Raw genomic sequence first — 16,715 nt, 5'->3', positions numbered from 1 at the left:
ATTGGGCCTCAGTGCCGTGCATAACCCGGATCGAACTCAGGGTGTGCGGCACTAGCCGTGATCGACGACGCGGTTGCGCCCGCCAGCCTTGGCGGCGTACAGGCGCCGATCTGCGGTCTGGATCAGATCATCCGCGTTGGCGACCGAGCTATCTAGATCCGCGACCCCGATCGAGATCGTGACCGGAATCTTGCGCCCCTCGAACGCGAAGTCCTCTTCGTCGATCAGCTTGCGAATCTTCTCCGCGAAGATGTGCGCGCCCTTGATCTCGATCTCGGGGAGGATCACGGTGAACTCTTCGCCACCGTAGCGCGCGACGACGTCGACCTTGCGCGCACGCATGGTCACGAGCTCGGCGATGCGCCGCAGCACGAAGTCGCCAGCGCGGTGACCAAAATTATCGTTGCACTTCTTGAAGTAGTCGATGTCGAAGATCAGCAGCGCGAGCGGCCGATCGTAGCGACGCGCGCGGCTGAGCTCGCGCTCGAGCGTCTCCATGAAGTAGCGACGGTTGAACACCTGCGTGAGCCCGTCGACCGTCGACAACCTGAAGATCTCTTCGTGGTAGGAGCTCTCGATGTTCTCGCCAGACAAGAACTTGAAGATCGAGCGACCCACCTTCACGAGATCCCCATCGCGCAGATAGGCCTCGTGGATCTTGTTGTCGTTGATGTACGTGCCGTTGGTCGAGTCGTTGTCGCGGATCTTGATCCCGAAGTCGTCGACGATGATGTAGGCGTGCTCGCGCGAGACGGCGTCTTGGCTCAGGCAGATGTCGTTGGTCGTGGCCCGACCGATGCGAAGGTCGCGACCGACGATGTTGTACTTGCGCCCGAGGTCCTGCCCGTAGATCACGACCAAACAAGCGTCCTTCCGCTTGACCTTGGGCCCTTGGGTCTCATCCACCTTCGCGTGGACGATCGTGTCCTGGTTCTCGTCTCGCATGGAGCACTCAGTCGTCGAAGAGTCGCGCTTCGACCGCGAGCGACCAACCGCCAAATTTGGTCAGCATGGGCCGCTCGACCGGCAGGGTAACAAAACGGGGCTCGGAAAGCTCTCCTACACTTCCTTCCGACCCCCCACCCCCATGGGTCCTCGCCCGTGGCGCAGGGCGCCCATCGGCACTCGGGCCCAGGCTGAACCCGTCCACGAGTGGCGTCAGCGAGCGGGCGAAAACAACCCACTGCCCACGCTCGACCCGTCCATGACTGTCGTCCGCGAGCGGGCCAGAGGCCCTCACCCCCTGCTGAAAGCAGCTCGCGGCCCACAGTGGACCAGTCCACGAACGCCCCCGCCCGTGCCGAAAACAGCTCGCAGCCCACAATGAACCAGTCCACGAACGCCCCCGCAAGCGGGCCAGAAGCCCTCGCCCGTGCTGAAAACAACCTCGCTCACAAACGAACATGGATGCCGCGCTTGATCTTCTCGACCGCTGGCTGCCCGTAAGGATCGATCGACCACGACCCTGCCGTGACCGCGGTCTCGATCATCCCGTGCAGCATCAGCGCCGCGAGGCTCGCGGGGCTCCGGTCACGCACGAGCAACGTGCGTGTGGGCAAAGTCATGCTCTCACAGGTCGCGTCGCGCTCGATCACCCGCAGCCGCGCGAGGTCGGCGAGGTCGCCCGCGTAGCTCCCCGTGGGGTCATCGTCGAAGTCCGCGAAGGTCACCCGGCCTCGCGCTGGCCCGTCGAGCAACAGCTGCGCGACGCTGTGTTGATCCGCCGGGCCACGCAGCGCAGCCACGAGCTCTCCGACCCGCGAGCCATCCTGCCGCACGCGACCCAAGCTCTCGCACTCGAGCTGCTGGGTCCACGCGGCCCAGTGCATCAGCACCTCGCTGTAGCACCACAAGATCGAGTACGGCGCCGGGTGTTCGAGTCGCCACGCGAGCGAGCGCGCGAGCGAAGCGCGAGCCACCGGGCCCGAGGCGAGCCGATCGCGCTCGTGGATCGCGGCCGCCGTCAGCAACATCGGATCCAGGTTTGCGGCCCGCAGCGGGACCTGCCCGACCGCGGTGAACACCGACCAACGGCCGCCCACGGCCGCTGGCATGGTCAGCTCGAGGTGCTCGCCGCCCGACGCCTCGCGGACCCGCGCGACGATCGGTGGCAGTGAAGCTGCGGCCTGACCGAGCTGATCAACCTGATCAACCGGATCGCTGATCACGGTCGCCGGCTCGAGGCCGCGAGACAGACAGGCCTCGAGCAGCCGCAGCACCTCGATCGTGTTGCCGCTCTTCGACACGATCAACAGCTTCGCGTTGCAGGCCGTCGCCCAGTCCAGGCAGTCGCCGACCACCCACGGATCGACAGCATCCAAGATCCGCTGCGGCCCCGGTCGCAGCCCCGCGACCTCCGCGAACTCGAGCGCGGCCCGAGCACCGAGCGCGCTGCCACCAAATCCAAGCACCAAGGTCGGACCCACGGGCACGCGCCGCAGCTGCTTGTCGTCGATGATCCCAGCCTCGATGTCGAGCCACGGGGGACGCGCATCGAGCAGCTCGACGATCGCTCGGTCGGCTGCGGCCACGTTGGCCTCGCTTGGATCCTTGGGCCCGAATGAGACGCGATGAGGCGGCTGCGACTCGTCAGGGGCGGCCGCGTCCAACCATGGGGTCCGGGAGCCAGACTGGGTCTTCGTCTCGGGGTTGCTCACAGCTCATCCGTATCACCATTGGACCAGCGTCGACCATGGCCGGTAGAGCGCCGATCCGCGCCAAGTTTTTGACCTGCAGCGACGCACGATGTATGGCGAGACAATGACCGAGGAGCGAAGCGCGCGTGGCCGATTTGGCGGATTGGGCGCCATCTTCTTCTTGGCCACCCTGGGCGGAATCGCGTTCTATGTACAGGAACAGTCGATCCCCGAGGATCGCGACGAGCTGCGCAAGCCCGCGACGGCGCTCCCGAACCTGATCGACGAGAACGCGCCCCCCCCTCTGGCCTGGCGCGATCGCCTCGACTTGGCCGCGATCGCGCTGACCCCGATCCTCGAGGCCAACGCGGCGCCCTCGGCCCCGGTCCCGCAAGGTGCGGAAGCGGCCGCCGAGGCCCAGCTGTCCGTCGACCCGGCCACGGCCATGTACGTGCAGGACCTCGCCGATGGCCACCGCCTGCTCTACACCCTGGACCCGGTCCTTCATCAGGCCGCCCAGACGATCTTCCGCAACCGCGAGGTGCCCTACGCGGCCGCGGTCGTGCTCGATCTACGCGACAACTCGGTGCTGGCGTTCGCCGGGCACTCGAGCATGGACCCGCAGGTCGACCCGCTCGAGATCCTGACCACAGCCTGGGCCCCCGCCGCGTCCACCTTCAAGCTGGTGACCGCCGCTTCCTTGGTCGAGAACGGCGCAGCCGGCCCCGACACGAAGGTCTGCTTCCACGGGGGGCTGCAGGGGATCACCGACGATCTGCTCAAGGACGATCCCAAGCTCGACACCCGCTGCGAGTCGCTGAGCAACGCGATCGCCCACAGCTACAACTTGGTCCTGGCCAAGCTCGCGCTCGGGCATCTCGATCAGCGCAAGCTCGACGAGACCGCGACCAGCTTGCTGTTCCAGACCGAGATCCCGTTCGAGTTCCCGCTCGAGCCCAGCCCCGCGCACATCCCCGCAGACGCCAACTCGCGGGCCAAGGTGGCCGCGGGGTTCTGGCACGTCGATCTGAGCCCGGTCCACGCGGCCGTGCTGGCCAGCATCTACGCCCGCGGCGGTATCTACCAGCCGCCGCACATCGTCGCGCAGGTCGTCGGCCCCGACGGCAGCGATCTGACCCCCGAGCTGCCCGAGCAGAGCCGCGCGCTCGCCCAGTCGGTCGCCGACCAAGTCGGGCACATGATGATCGGCACGACCAAGTTTGGGACCGCGCGCGACAGCTTCCGCGATCCGCAGGGCGTCGAGTTCATCCCGGCCTACGACATCGCGGGCAAGACCGGCAGCCTGACCGGCAAGCGCGATCCGGTGCTCAACTACAACTGGTTCATCGGCTTCGCGCCGGCCGAGCGGCCCGAGATCGCGTTCGCCGTGGTCCTGGCCAACGAGGCGCAGTGGCGGATCAAGGCCCACTACGCGGCCCGCCGGTTGGTTCAGATTTACCTCGAGCGGCGCGACGCGATCGCCGAGGCCCGCGCCGCCAAGCTTGGACTCGAGAAGCTCGAGCTGCCGACCCGCGATCCCGAGACGGGCGCCCTGATCGCCCACGTGCGCGCGCCCGAGCAAGCGAGCAAGCCAAGCGCGAACACGGGTGCCGACACCGACGCAGCCGAGATCCCCGATCTGGCCGACCTCGAGGATGAGCTGCCCCCGATCCCCGGCCCCCTGCCGTCGTTGCCCGGCGCTGAGTAGGCGTCAAACCCGGGGTACTCTCTGGGTCGCATGCGAGGTGGCCAACCCAGCGCACCTGCGCGACCACGCCCAGGGCTCGCCGCGGTCACGCTGGTTGCCACGCTGAGCTGGAGTCCGCTCGTCAGCGCCGCCGCGCCAGGACCGACCGCCGACGGCGCAAGCGAGGACGAGCGCAAGCAAGCCGCGCGCGCCCAGGTCCAAGCCGCGTCCGCGGCGTTTGGGGCTGGCGACTTCGCGCTGGCGATCGAGCACTACGAGGCCGCGATCGCGCTGCTGCCCGCGCCCAAGCTCAACTACAACCTTGGCGTGTGTCACCAACGGCTGTCGTTGAGCGCCGACACCCCCGAGCAGCGCACGCGCGAGCGCGACCTCGCGATCGAGAGCTACAACGCGTACCTCGAGCAGAACCCCCGCGCTGACGATCGGTTCGAGGTCGCGGCAACGATCCGCGAGCTCGGCGGTACGCCGGTGACGATGCCCACGCTGATGCCGCTGTTCGAGGACGACGAGTATCAGCCCGCTAGCGATCCCCAGCCCGATCCCCAGCCCGATCCCCAGTCCACTCCCAGTCTCGATGGCGATCCGGCCCAGGCTCCAACTCCAACCCCCGCCGCCAACCCGAGCCCGCCGCAGCCACCCGCGCCCCCCTATCCGCACCACGGTCGGTTTGGGTTCAGCATTGCCGGCGGCTACAGCCCAACGATCCACGCGGCTTCGGGCATCAACGGCGAGAGCGCGATCGCCCTGGACCTGCACGGCGGCGGCTTCGTCGGCCCGCGTCGTCGGTTCTTGCTCGCCGCGCACACCAACCTCCACAGCGGCGCGGGGACCAACCGCGCGGGCCTGCAGCTGTCTGGCTACAGCTTTGGGTTGCTCGGGCAACAGACCTGGGTCGTCGGCCACGAGGCGCTCTCGCTCGGGCTCGGCAGCGTGGTCGCGCTGACGGGTCAAGGCCTCGACATCCGCCCCGGCAGCGCCCCGCCAGCGTGTCGAACCGGCAACGGCACACGGGTCGCGTCACGCACCGGCGCGCTCGTCGGTCCGCGCCTCGAGCTCGGCGTTCTGCTCGGCGTTCGCCGCCGGGGCATGATCGGTCTGCTGGTTCAGCCGGGCTTTGCGTTCTTTGGCGACGGGCGCAGCGGAATGGGCTGCGAGGCTGGCGAGACCCCCTGGACGAGCCTGGGCGTGCGGCGTCGCTGGCAGCTTCAACTCTGGGCCGGCGCCGGCTTCAATTTCCGGTTTTGATTAGACCCCCACAGTCGGCTTCGCACTTCGCAGGTCACTCGCTGCGCTCGCTCCCAATGGGCTGGCTGTTCGCTGCCGCATGTGTGGCCCCCTAGCAGGGGGCTCTTGTCTGGGCATCTACGGCCACCGGTCGGCGCTCCATTCTTTTTTTAGACCCCCACAGGCGGCTTCGCACTTCGCAGGTCACTCGCTTCGCTCGCTCCCAATGGGCTGGCTGTTCGCTACCGCATGTGTGGCCCCCTACAAGGGGGCTCTTGTCTGGGCATCTACGGCCACCGGTCGGCGCTCCATTCCTTTTTTAGACCCCCGCAGGCGGCTTCGCGCTGCGCTCGCTCCCGATGGGCTGGCTGTTCGCTGCCGCATTTTGTGGCCTTGGCGAGCGCTTCGGTCACCTTGGCGATCACCCAGGCTTGGCCCTGTTCGCTGGCCAGATAGAAGTGTCCGCCGTTGAACTGTGCGCAGTCGAACGCGCCTGTGGTGCGATTGCGCCATAGCTCGAGCTCGGTCCGTGTCACGTGGGGATCTTCGTTGCCGCCGAGCGCCAGGATGCTGGCGTCGATCGGGGGCTCATTGTCGACGTTGTGGTTTTCATTGACCGCGAGGTCGGCCCTGAGGATCGGCAGCATGCGCTGGAGCATTGCGGGCTCGACCAGGATCTCGCGGGGGATGCCGCCGTAGATTCGCTGCACTTCGCGGATCAAGTGGCGATCGGGCAGCTCGTGTAGACGCAGGGTCCGGCCGCTGCCGGGCACCGTGCGGCCAGAGACAACCAACAACGCGGGCTGACGCAGGCCTCGTCGTCGCAGCTCATAGACCAGCTCTAGGCTGAGCAGCGCGCCCAGGCTGTGTCCAAAGATCACGACCTGCGAGCACTCGAGCAGGGGCTCGATCGCACGCGCTAGGGGATCGGCGATGTCGCGGACGGTTGTCGCTAGCGGCTCGTCGACCCGGGCGCCGCGCCCCGGCAAGCGCACGGCGAGCAGCTCGACCTCGTCCGGGACCAGGTCCGCCCACGGACGAAACGCGCTTGGGCTGGCGCCCGCGTGAGGCAGGCAGATGAGTCGGGCGCGAGCTGCCGGCTTTGGAGTCGGGCACGCAATCCACGTCCGCGTCGCATCGAGAGTGTGGTCGTAGAGCATCCGAGACTCGACGGGAATTCTATTACGAACTGATCCGCCGAAGATAGCTGCGCTGCGACCGAGGGGGTCTAAAATTGCTCGGCGCTCGAACCCCACCCGAACGGGCTTTAGCGTGGATCCGTGAGCAATTCGGCGGTGACGATGACCGTGCCCCCACCCTGTTTTTCCACGCGCACCGTACGTTGGACCGGGAAGTGGCCCGGTTTGCGGACCTCTACACGATGCACGCCCGCGGCCAGACGCAGCCGGCCCGACACCGCCGCGATCTGCCCAATGTACTGCCCGTCGACCCAGACGTCGGCGTCGGGGGTGTCGCACTCGATCGCGAGCAAGCTCGTGGGCGCGGCCCGGCCACCTTGCGTGTGGGCGCAGCCAGTGCCCGCGACCGCCAACACACAGACCAAGCAACTCAGCGCCGCCGCGCCTCGCCAAGCGCGGCCCCAACGAGCGGGACGATTACTGCATTCGGACGCGGAGGGCATGAGCACCATCGACCCGCAAGCCTACCAGCGCGAAGCCAGGAAAGCTCAGGTCTTGTAGGGCGCGCGCGAGCTGCTTGGCGTCGATCCGACCGCCGACCCGCAAGATCGCGCTGCCATCGGCGCTGATCCCCGCGAGCTCGACCGCGTCGACGCCGATCACCGCCTCGCGCAGGGATCGCTCCAAGCTCGCAACCCGGGCCGCCGGCCAGGGCTGCTCGACGCGAAGCTCGAGCTCGCCGCGGGCAACCACCGCGAGCTCGTCGGCCAACTCACCCAGCGCACGATCGAGGGCGATCCCCGTCGCAACCTCGAGCTCCGACGCGAAGCCCTGACCCGCGAACCCCAGCTCGAGCTCGACCGCGCCCGTCAGCTTGGCGGAGATCTCGACCGCGGCCGCGCGCACGTGGGTGTTCGCCACGGCCCCGCGATCCTTGCAAGAGATCGACAGTGCCAGCGTCGCGTCACCTGCGTCCGCCAGGATGCCGTAGGCACGCAGCGGCTCAGTCAAGGCGGCCTCTTCGATCCCGGCGCACCCGCTGGCCTGCAGCTTGCCGAACCGAAACCCGCTCGCGCGCTGGCCGGCGCTCGCCGCAGCGATCCGCTTGCGCAGCCGCGGCACGTCGATCTCGACCTCGACCCGGACCTCGAGCTGATCCCCGACGCTGGTGACCTCGAGCACACGGTACGCGGCCGTCCAGGCCTCGGCCCGCGCGAGCACCTGCGTGACCGCGGCCGGGTCGGTCGGGATCTCGACACCCGAGATCGCCTGCTCGAGCGCGGCCTTGCGTGCCTTCGCGGTCGCTTCGTCGCGCGCGCGGTCGGCTTTTCCTGCGCCGGCGCTCGCCGACCCGCTCGCCTGGATCGGCGCAGCCTCGGCGCGACTGCAGGTGATCGTTGACGACGAGACCACCGCCGCCGCGCTCACCACCGCAAGCGCGAACAAACGAGCGCGCGAACCCAGCTGACGGCGCATGTCTCGATGCTGCTCGTTCGCGCCTGCGTTGGCAACAAATCGACGAATTACGACATTGACACCAGGTGTCCCGGCTTCCGCGTGGCGGCTCGGGTGACAGATGCTGCGCGACACCTCGTCCGCCGCGCGCCCCTTGCACACGAAAAATGCGTTGGAGCCCGCGCAGCGTAAATTCCACGTGCGTCGCTTGGCAGCCCTGGTGTTTGGTGTCGGTCTGAGCTACATCCCGCGCCATGTTGCGTGGTCCGTTCCCTGGACATCGACGCTACAGCATCACCCATCGCGCAGTTCAGAGGCTGCGCGAGCTGGTCCCGACCATGGACGACCTCGACGACGAGGCGTTGCGAGACCAGCTGGATGTGGCGCTTGGCAAGGCGGAGGATGGCGGCAAGGCCGTGCGGACCCTCGACGCGATGCTGGGCGAGCCGCAGGTGCTGATCCCCGTCGAAGAATTTGGCGAGACACTGTTCGCCATCATCAAGGAAGACACCGTCGTCACGGTCCTGCCCAAGGGCCACGGCGAGGAGATCCTTCAGCGCGGGCAGGCCCTGCAAGCGAAGGTCGCCACCGGTGAGGTTCAGATGCCCGATCGAGAGCCGGTCGCCGAGCGCTGGGAGGGCCGACGCCGCTGGCGACGCGAGGCTCCGGGGCCGGTGGTGATCGAGCGGCCGCGTCCAGTGATCGTCCGCGACGAGCCCGAACCAGCGACCAGCGTGCCGTCTCGCCCAACGTCTGGGCTGAGCAGCCACGACGGCGGCTCCAGCAGCTCGAGCGCGCGGGTCTCCCAGGTCGAGGCCGCCACGCTGACCGAGGACACCAGCTGGGTCGGGCACGCCCCCACCCCCGAGCGCCCAGATGATCCAGTCGCCGCCGCGCTGTGGGACGCCCTCGAGCGGGGCAGCCGTCGCGCGGTCGTGGCCGCGCTCCACGAGCTGATCGATCGCAAAGAGCGCGACGACGACCTGCTGCCCGTGTGGAACGAGATCGCGGAGCTCGGGATCCCCCAAGGTCTCAAGCTCGGCGACTTGATCGACGCTTGCGCGCTGTCAAAACAGGCCGAGCTGTCCTAAAAGCTGGTTGATGGCGCTGCACGTCTTCAACACCCGCACGAAGCAAAAAGAGCCGTTCGTCCCGGCCGACCCGAAGGTGGTGCGCATCTACACCTGCGGTCTGACGGTGTACTCGCACATGCACATTGGGCACGCGCGGACCTACTGCTTTTGGGACGTGTTCCGGCGCTGGCTCGAGTACCGCGGCTACCACGTCATCAGCGTCATCAACTACACGGACATCGACGATCGGATCATCTCGGACGCCGCCAACGGTGGCACCGGGATGCTCGATCACGCCGAGCGGATCATCGCCAGCTTTCGCCAAGACTGCCGCGCGCTCAACATCAAAGACTACGCGACCTACACCCGCGCGACCGACTTCGTGGCCGAGCAGATCGACGCCGTGCAGGCGCTGCTCGACAAGGGCCACGCCTACGTCAGCGACGGCGAGGTGCTCTACGACGTCCGCAGCTTCGAGCGCTACGGCGAGCTCTCGGGTCGCACGATCGAAGCTCTGCAAGAGGGCGCGAGTGGCCGCACGGCCGATGCCGAGCGCGAGCGCAAGCGCTTCTTCGCCGACTTCACGCTGTGGAAGCCCAGCAAGCCCGGTGAGCCCAGCTGGGAGACCGGCAAGCCCGAGTGGCCAAGCGGCCGACCCGGCTGGCACATCGAGTGCTCGGTGATGAGCACGACCACCCTGGGCGCCCACTTCGACGTCCACGGCGGCGGGATCGACAACCTGTTCCCCCACCACGAGAACGAAGTCGCGCAGGCCGAGCCGCTGTGCGGACACCCCTGGGTGGGCTACTGGATGCACCCGGCGCACCTGCAGCTGCTCGACGAGAGCAACGATCCGGTCAAGATGAGCAAGTCGCTCGGCAACGTGATCTCGATCCCCGAGCTGGTCAAAAACCACAGCGCGGATCAGATCCGGTGGTTCTTTGGCGTCACCCACTACCGCTCGTCGCTGGCGTTCAACTGGCAGCTGCTCGCCGAGTCCAGCAAGGGCTTCGAGAAGATCAAGCGCGCCGTCGGGATCCTCGAGCGGCGGCTCGAGCAGGCTTCGGACGCCGAGCTCAACATCCCCGTACAGGGCACCTACGCGAGCTTGCGCTCGGGTGACCAGGCGATCCCGCGCGAGCGCGAGAGCTTCGTGCATGGGGCGTTTGGCGAGGCTTCGGCGCGGTTCATCGAGCGCTTCATCGCCGGCATGGACGACGACATGGGGACCTCCAAGGCCACGGCCGCCTTGTTCGACTACGTCGGCGAGCTGTTCGTCGGCGGGATCGAGGCCAGCGACGACGTGCCGAGCTTGCTCGCGGCGTATCGGTGCTTGACGCGGCACCTGTGGGTGCTTGGCGCAGAGCTGCCCAACCCGCGGCTGTATCCCGAGCTCGCGGTCGAGTGCACCCGCAGCGCAGACGCGGGCGGCGGCGATGAGGCTGAGCGGGTCGCGGCGCTCGGTGGGGTGATCGACAAATTGCTCGAGGCCCGTCAGGACGCGCGCAAGGCCAAGGACTTTGCGAAGTCGGATCTGATCCGCGATCTGCTGCAGGCCGCGGGCGTGGCCGTCGAGGACACGCCAAAGGGTGCGCGCTGGCAGCTGGGGTGATCGAGACGCGCGACGGGAGGCCGCCCCAACCAGTCTGGTCCGCGCTGCAAGCCACCCGCGCAGGTGGGGGCGCGCGAGCAACCTCGCCCGCGCGGGAGCCCCCTCAGCCCTGGGGCTCGTTGCACGTCACGTTGCTCAGCTGCCCGCCGCTCATGTCCGAGTATGTGTAGGGCGCGTTGAGTCCCGCATACGACGCGACTTCGTAGGTGTCCGGGTCAATGCGGAAGGCTTCGGTGCCGCCCAGCGGGATCGCCCAGATGAAGCCATCTACGTCGACGCTGACGCCCCGATAGTTACCCTGCGCTGGCAGCAGCACCGTGTCGCCAACAACCATGGTCTCCATGTCGACCCACCCGACACCACCGACCGTGCCCGACCAGATCCGACCTTGTAGATCTTGCGCGACCCCGGTGCCGCCGCTGCCTGGAAGGTTGCCGATCGCGCTGGCCCACTGGCCGCCCTGTGGATCGAGGCGGCGTGGGGCGTCTGTCCAGGGCCGGCCCTCGCTGTCAACGGTCAGGCCGTAGCTTCCGCCCGAGTAGATTTGATACGAGAGATCGCTGTAGTTGACCCGGACCACGGTGCTCTGGCCAAACACGAAGAACCACATGTTGCCTTCGTTGTCGACGGCGGCGCCGTAGGGCCCAAGGCCCCAGTTCGCGGCACCAAATGTACACATGACCTCATTGTGCGGGATGTGAATCATCTCTTCGACTTCGCCAGTGTCGCCATTGAGACGATGCACGTACACGCCGGTCTCACCACATTGGCCTGGCGTGCCGCTGTCGCCAGTCGTCGTCCAGATCTTCTGGTTTTCCCACACGCAGGTGGCCTCGTTGTAGGTGCCCGAGGTCCACGCAACCGGGCGCTGGACGGTCATTCCCGGGAATTCGCGGTGCCACGCGATGCACTCGTCGGCCGCGAACGCGCGCACGTCGTTCTTGCCGGTCGAGGTGTCGATCATGCCGTTGTTGTTCTTGTCCTCGCAGTCGTCGAGGTCCGCCCAGATCTTGGTGATACCCACGTGGCGGTTGGCGATCGCCACCGCGCGGCCGTCGACGCTGACCGAGGTCCGCGACGGGCTGCCGCCTTGATCGGGGCGGGTCCAGTAGCGGCCCTCTTCCTCGAGCGTGCGGGTGTTGAGCTTCGTGACTGTGTTCTCGCCGCTGTTGGCGATCCAGATGTAGCTGAACTCGGCGTCCCCACAGATATCGCCGCCCTGGCAGTTCTGACCGCCGCCGTCGCCCGCGTCGACGGGGTCGAGGGTGTCGAACTTGACGCCGTCGGTCTCGACGCCGGTGTCGGGATCGCTGGTGTCGGGGTCCGTGGTGGTGGTCGACGTCGTCGTCGAGCTGCTCGAGCTGCTCGAGCTACCCGAGCTCGACCCGTCGGCGCTGGACTCTTCGGCGTCTGTCTCACCCGAGTCGATCTCTTCGCCAACGGTGACACCGGTCCCGCCCGTCCCGCTGGTCTCGCCACCGCAGCCGGTGAGCAACATCGCAACCACGAAGGGCCCAGAGCCGTGCGCAAAGATCAATTTCGACATCGCCATCATCCAACCTTGGCACACCGTACCCGCGTTGACCGCGGGCGGTCAACGCACAACGCCGTGATGGCCCGCCTCACATGCTGATCGAGACCCGCGCGACCGTGATGTCCCAGCGCTCGCGGGCGCCTGGCAGGTGCCGAAACGAGAACAGAAAGCCGGGATCGTACGCGCTGACGACCCCGCCCATCTCGGGCAGCGCGAACACGCTGAGCTCGGCGTCGTCGACCAGCAGCATGAAACGATAGCCGCCCAGCCCGGTCCCAAGCAGCGAGCCAATGTCGACGCCAGCCGAGGCGGAGCCGATCGACACCGCCAACTTGGTCCCGCTGAGCAGCGCTGCTGCGCTTCGATCCGGCGTGGTTGCGAACCAGTCAACGGGCCCGGTGACGAGCTTGCCGCCCTCGCCCTGCAAGCCCACGTTCGCGTCCTGAGTCAGGCTGACGATCGAGTAGCCGCGCGGATCGACGACCGGCGTAACGCTGGTCCGTGAGCCCAGCTCCGCCATCGCCTGGGCGGCGCTCGACTTCGACTCGCCGTGGAAGCGATCGAACAAGGTGTTGCCCTGGGCCCGGTCGACGTAGCCATCGAACTCGTCGAGCGAGATCTCGAAGGTCCCGTCGAAGTCCATCGGGCTCAGCCCCGGACGCCACTCGACGTAGGCCTGGGTGCCCGCGCAGCCGAGCGGGGCCAGGACGAGCAGGGAGGACAGCAAGATCCAAGCGCAGCGAAGCACGGGGGCGACTATACGCCAATCCCCCAGACTCGGATCGTGCTCGGCTTCGCCTCCGCGCGCTCCGACGTACTCGCTTCGCTCGCACCCAAGGTCTGGACGATCGGCGAACGCTCCGCTTTCTTCATACCCCAATCCCCCAGACTCGGAGTCTCTGCGGGTCAGTCGGGATCGGGGGCGTCGGGATCTTTCGGGTCGGCCGCTTGGCGCTCGCGCTCGTGGCCGGCGTGGGCCTGGTCGGCGTGCTCGCGCTCGGCTGCGGCTGCGCGCTTGTCGGCCTTCGTTCGCCCGTGCACGACGCGCTTGCGCTCGGCCTGCTGCTGCTCCTCTTGCTTGCGCTTGCGCTTGCGGAACCGGTTGAGATTGACGACGTCGCCCACGGTGGCGGCAACATAGCACTCGATCGGGAGGCGAAGCACTCGTGTTGGGGCTGCGCGGGGCTGGTGGTTGATCACCGCAGATTCGCACGCCGATGCGCGATCCCTCCTGGTAGACTGGCGCGCATCGAGTCGCCTGCCATGTCTGTACTTGCTTGGAAGACCCCTGTGTGCGCAGCCGTAGCCGCGGTGCTGCCCTGCGTGATCGCGTGCTCGTCGGCGGCGCCGACCCCCTCCGACGACAGCCCCGCCGACACGAGCGGGATCACGCTGTCGGGCGATGGTGACGGCGACTCCGGCGACGGCGACGGCGACGGCGACCCCGGTGACGGCGACGGCGACCCCGGTGACGGCGACGGCGACGGCGAACCTGGCGATGGCGACAGCGACGGGCCCAAGTTCGACATTCAGAGCGAGGGCGACCTCGATGACCCGGGTTGCCTGCAGTGCTCGGCCGATCTGCACGCCGTCGAGAACTGCCAGGGCGCCGTAGTGGAAGCCTGCGCCCCCGATGAAGCCTGCGACAGCTCGACGTGGACCTGCTCGCCCGCGTGTGAGGCCATGGTCAACAACAAGTCCTCGATCGGCTGCGAGTACTTCGCAACCGAGATGGACAACGAGTCGGGCGGCAACACTTGCTTCGCTGCCTACGTGGCCAACACCTGGAATCAGAACCTGCACATCACGCTGGAGTACGGCGGCCAGGTCCTGAACGTCGAGGCCTACACCCGCGTCCCGCTTGGGTTTGGGCCCAACCTGACGCTGGCCCCCTACGACGCGGGTGACGGCCTCGCGCCGGGTGAGGTCGCGGTGTTGCTGCTCAACGGCCCGTCCCCCAACGGCGGCGGCGTCCCCTGCCCGATCGTGCCCGCGATCGCGCCAGACACCCGCGTCGTCGGCACTGGCAAGGGCAGCTCGTTCCTGATCACGACGGATCTGCCCGCGGTCGCGTATCAGATCAACCCCTATGGCGCGGGCGTTGGGGCTGCGGTCGCGGGCGCCTCGTTGCTGATCCCAACGAGCGCCTGGGACACCAACTACGTGGCCGCCGACGCCTACGCGTACGACCTGCCTGGGCGCGCGCCTTCGATGAACATCGTGGCCACGCAAGACGACACCACCGTCACGATGAACCCGATCGTCGCGGTTCAAGGCGGCGGCGGCCTGCCAAGCTCGGCCGCCAACCAGGTCATGCAATTCACGCTCGAGCGAGGTCAGCACGCGCAGTTCTCCCAGCCGGCCGAGCTGACCGGCAGCATCATCGAGTCCGACAAGCCGATCGGGCTGATGGCCGGGCACTCGGGCTTGCGGGTGCCGGTTGGGGTGTCTTACGCCGACCACGCCGAGCAAATGATCCCGCCCGTGCGCGCGCTCGGGCACGAGTACGTCGGCGTCATGCACCGCCCGCGCGGCAACGAGGGCGCGGTCTGGCGGGTCGTCGGCGCGGTCGGGGGCACCACCTTGGACTGGACCCCGGACGTCGGCGGGCCCGCGAGCCTCGAGCAAGGTGAGGTCGCCGAGTTCATCACGCCGCAGGCGTTCGTCGTCACCAGCCAGGACGCCGATCACCCGTTCATGCTCCACACCTACATGAGCGGCTCAGGCTGGGCTCCGATCGGGGTCAGCGGCCACGGCGACTCGGACTTCGTGATCAGCGTCCCGCCCGAGCAGTACTTGCCGTCGTACGTGTTCTACACGGATCCCTCGTACCCCGAGTCGAACCTCGTGGTGATCCGCGCCAAGCAGGCAGGAATGTTCTGGCCGGTCGATCTAGACTGCTACGGGCCCCTCGATAATTGGCAGGCGGTCGGCGATTACGAGTGGACCCGGATCGACTTGATGACCGGGAACTACCAGCCAGCCAACGGGTGCTCGACGGGGGTGCATCAGATCGACAGCGACGCGCCGTTTGGGCTGTGGATCTGGGGCTGGGGAACGCCCGCGACCACGGAGTTCACACAGAACCGGTCGTATGGGTATCCCGGCGGGATGAACATTCGGCCGATTAATGATCTCGTGATCGATCCGCAGGGGTAGGCCGCAGGGGTAGGCCGCAGGGGTAGGCCACAGGGTAGGACCCGGCCACGATCGTCTCCGCCCCGCGCGCCTTGGCTGTGAGACGACCCGCTGGGGTGCTGCGGCGCGGCTTCGCGGGCCCTCGATCGCGGGCAGAAAAATACGCTATCACTCCGGCCCGTGCCCAAGAGCAGCCGCAAATTAGATGCCCTCGCCGCTCTGCTCGAGCGCACCGGCGGCGATCCCAAACGGATCGAAGCCGTGCGCCGCGCCCAGAGTTTTCGTCGTTCGTGGGTCGACCTCGCCGAGATCCTCGTGCAGGTCCGCGCCCGCAACCTCCACGAGAAGTGGGGCTACCCCGACTTCTACGCCTACGCGCAAGATGAGCTCACGCTCAAGCGTGGGACCGTCGACAAGCTGACGGTCAGCTACAGCACGCTCGAGCGCCACGCACCGAAGGTGCTCGAGCACGACGGCGTCGCAACCAAGATCCCCTCGTACGACGCGCTCGACTACTACCACCGCACGGTCGGTGAGCTCGAGGCAGTCAGCGACAGCACCGAAGAAGCCGCAAACGAAGATCCCGAGCAGCCGCGTCGGCGCGCCCGGGTCCCGCAGCTTCCGGGCCCCGAGCTGCGCCAAGAGTTCGAGGAGGCGGTGTTCAACGAAGGCCAGCCGCTCACCGAGCTGCGCAAGCGCTTCGATCCGCACTTCTTCCCCAAGCCCAAGGGCGCCGAAGAGCTCGAGCGCATCAAGAAGGCCAACGCGACCGCCCGCAAGCTCGCCGAGCTGCTGACCGAGATCGACGGCCTGCCCGACACCCAAGTGCGCAAGCTCGAGGCCGAGCTGGGCAAGCTCCGCACCCGCCTCGACGAGCTCGCCGAGCCCATCAAGGATCAGGTCACCAAGGCGACCGCGCGAGCCAACAAGCGCGCGCTCAAGGCCCGAGCCGAGCTCGCCGAGCAGCTCGCCCGCGAGGCCGGCGAAGCCAGCGAGGACGGCGACGCCCCCAAGCGCAAGCGCACAGCGGTTCCCTGAGAGCTGGGGCTCATCGTCCCTCAGCGACCGCCGAGCCCCTTTTTAGAGAGGCGAAGCGACCAAACCCGCCAGCGGCTGCAGTCGGCGAAGCCCCCGTACCCGTCCGCCCCGAGGAGCGAAGCGACCAGACGCGAAGCGGCTGCAGTCGGCGAAGTCCC

General features: G+C 67.7%; 14 protein-coding genes. 6 read left to right on the top strand and 8 right to left on the bottom strand.

Features of this window, described 5'->3' with window-relative positions; genetic code table 11:
* Nucleotides 1–51: 51 nt before the first annotated feature.
* Together DB30_RS37505 and DB30_RS37500 are read right to left on the bottom strand one after the other, a co-directional pair.
* Nucleotides 52–945, bottom strand: coding sequence for a GGDEF domain-containing protein (locus tag DB30_RS37505; RefSeq protein WP_052558364.1), 894 nt, complete (start codon nucleotides 943–945; stop codon nucleotides 52–54).
* 446 nt (nucleotides 946–1,391) lie between these two features.
* Nucleotides 1,392–2,657 (bottom strand): hypothetical protein, encoded by a 1,266-nt coding sequence (locus tag DB30_RS37500; RefSeq protein WP_052558354.1) that lies wholly within the window; start codon nucleotides 2,655–2,657, stop codon nucleotides 1,392–1,394.
* Nucleotides 2,658–2,760: 103 nt separating this feature from the next.
* On the opposite strand from DB30_RS37500, the gene DB30_RS37495 reads away from it, so the two are divergent.
* Entirely contained in the window at nucleotides 2,761–4,344 is a 1,584-nt protein-coding gene (locus DB30_RS37495; protein ID WP_146662421.1) for a penicillin-binding transpeptidase domain-containing protein, read from the top strand.
* A gap of 30 nt (nucleotides 4,345–4,374) precedes the next feature.
* The gene (locus DB30_RS37490) at nucleotides 4,375–5,589 is read left to right on the top strand and encodes a tetratricopeptide repeat protein (RefSeq protein ID WP_052558347.1); all 1,215 of its coding nucleotides are present in this window, start codon (nucleotides 4,375–4,377) and stop codon (nucleotides 5,587–5,589) included.
* Nucleotides 5,590–5,855: 266 nt separating this feature from the next.
* Here the strand turns inward: DB30_RS37490 and DB30_RS37485 are convergent, their stop codons facing one another.
* The 3 genes from DB30_RS37485 to DB30_RS37475 all read right to left on the bottom strand — a co-directional run bounded on the left by DB30_RS37485 (nucleotide 5,856) and on the right by DB30_RS37475 (nucleotide 8,183).
* The gene (locus DB30_RS37485) at nucleotides 5,856–6,728 is read right to left on the bottom strand and encodes a thioesterase II family protein (RefSeq protein WP_052558344.1); all 873 of its coding nucleotides are present in this window, start codon (nucleotides 6,726–6,728) and stop codon (nucleotides 5,856–5,858) included.
* Between the two features lie 107 nt (nucleotides 6,729–6,835).
* A complete protein-coding gene (locus tag DB30_RS37480; RefSeq protein WP_165704129.1) occupies nucleotides 6,836–7,123 on the bottom strand; it encodes a PEGA domain-containing protein in 288 nt (95 codons plus the stop codon).
* A gap of 61 nt (nucleotides 7,124–7,184) precedes the next feature.
* The gene (locus tag DB30_RS37475; RefSeq protein ID WP_146662417.1) at nucleotides 7,185–8,183 is read right to left on the bottom strand and encodes a hypothetical protein; all 999 of its coding nucleotides are present in this window, start codon (nucleotides 8,181–8,183) and stop codon (nucleotides 7,185–7,187) included.
* Between the two features lie 233 nt (nucleotides 8,184–8,416).
* Between DB30_RS37475 and DB30_RS37470 the strand changes: the two genes are divergently transcribed.
* The gene (locus tag DB30_RS37470; RefSeq protein WP_146662415.1) at nucleotides 8,417–9,253 is read left to right on the top strand and encodes a hypothetical protein; all 837 of its coding nucleotides are present in this window, start codon (nucleotides 8,417–8,419) and stop codon (nucleotides 9,251–9,253) included.
* Between the two features lie 10 nt (nucleotides 9,254–9,263).
* Complete coding sequence (gene cysS / locus DB30_RS37465) at nucleotides 9,264–10,847, top strand: cysteine--tRNA ligase (protein WP_052558333.1); 1,584 nt, start codon at nucleotides 9,264–9,266, stop codon at nucleotides 10,845–10,847.
* Between the two features lie 103 nt (nucleotides 10,848–10,950).
* Here the strand turns inward: cysS and DB30_RS37460 are convergent, their stop codons facing one another.
* The 3 genes from DB30_RS37460 to DB30_RS37450 form a co-directional block, all read right to left on the bottom strand.
* On the bottom strand, nucleotides 10,951–12,393 hold the full coding sequence (locus tag DB30_RS37460) for a Vgb family protein (protein WP_240480418.1): 1,443 nt from the start codon (nucleotides 12,391–12,393) through the stop codon (nucleotides 10,951–10,953).
* 76 nt (nucleotides 12,394–12,469) lie between these two features.
* Nucleotides 12,470–13,129 carry a hypothetical protein gene (locus tag DB30_RS37455; RefSeq protein WP_052558327.1) on the bottom strand — a complete coding sequence of 220 codons (660 nt, stop codon included), beginning with the start codon at nucleotides 13,127–13,129 and terminating at the stop codon, nucleotides 12,470–12,472.
* A 158-nt stretch (nucleotides 13,130–13,287) separates the two neighbouring features.
* Nucleotides 13,288–13,506, bottom strand: coding sequence for a DUF4169 family protein (locus tag DB30_RS37450; protein WP_052558359.1), 219 nt, complete (start codon nucleotides 13,504–13,506; stop codon nucleotides 13,288–13,290).
* Nucleotides 13,507–13,644: 138 nt separating this feature from the next.
* Between DB30_RS37450 and DB30_RS37445 the strand changes: the two genes are divergently transcribed.
* Both DB30_RS37445 and DB30_RS37440 read left to right on the top strand, forming a co-directional pair.
* Nucleotides 13,645–15,540 (top strand): IgGFc-binding protein, encoded by a 1,896-nt coding sequence (locus DB30_RS37445; RefSeq protein WP_205633157.1) that lies wholly within the window; start codon nucleotides 13,645–13,647, stop codon nucleotides 15,538–15,540.
* 159 nt (nucleotides 15,541–15,699) lie between these two features.
* On the top strand, nucleotides 15,700–16,557 hold the full coding sequence (locus DB30_RS37440) for a hypothetical protein (RefSeq protein WP_146662408.1): 858 nt from the start codon (nucleotides 15,700–15,702) through the stop codon (nucleotides 16,555–16,557).
* Nucleotides 16,558–16,715: the final 158 nt, after the last annotated feature.

The sequence above is a fragment of the Enhygromyxa salina genome, from assembly GCF_000737335.2.
GTDB lineage: Bacteria > Myxococcota_A > Polyangia > Nannocystales > Nannocystaceae > Plesiocystis > Plesiocystis salina_C.
This window is presented reverse-complemented; position numbering and strand designations above follow the sequence as displayed.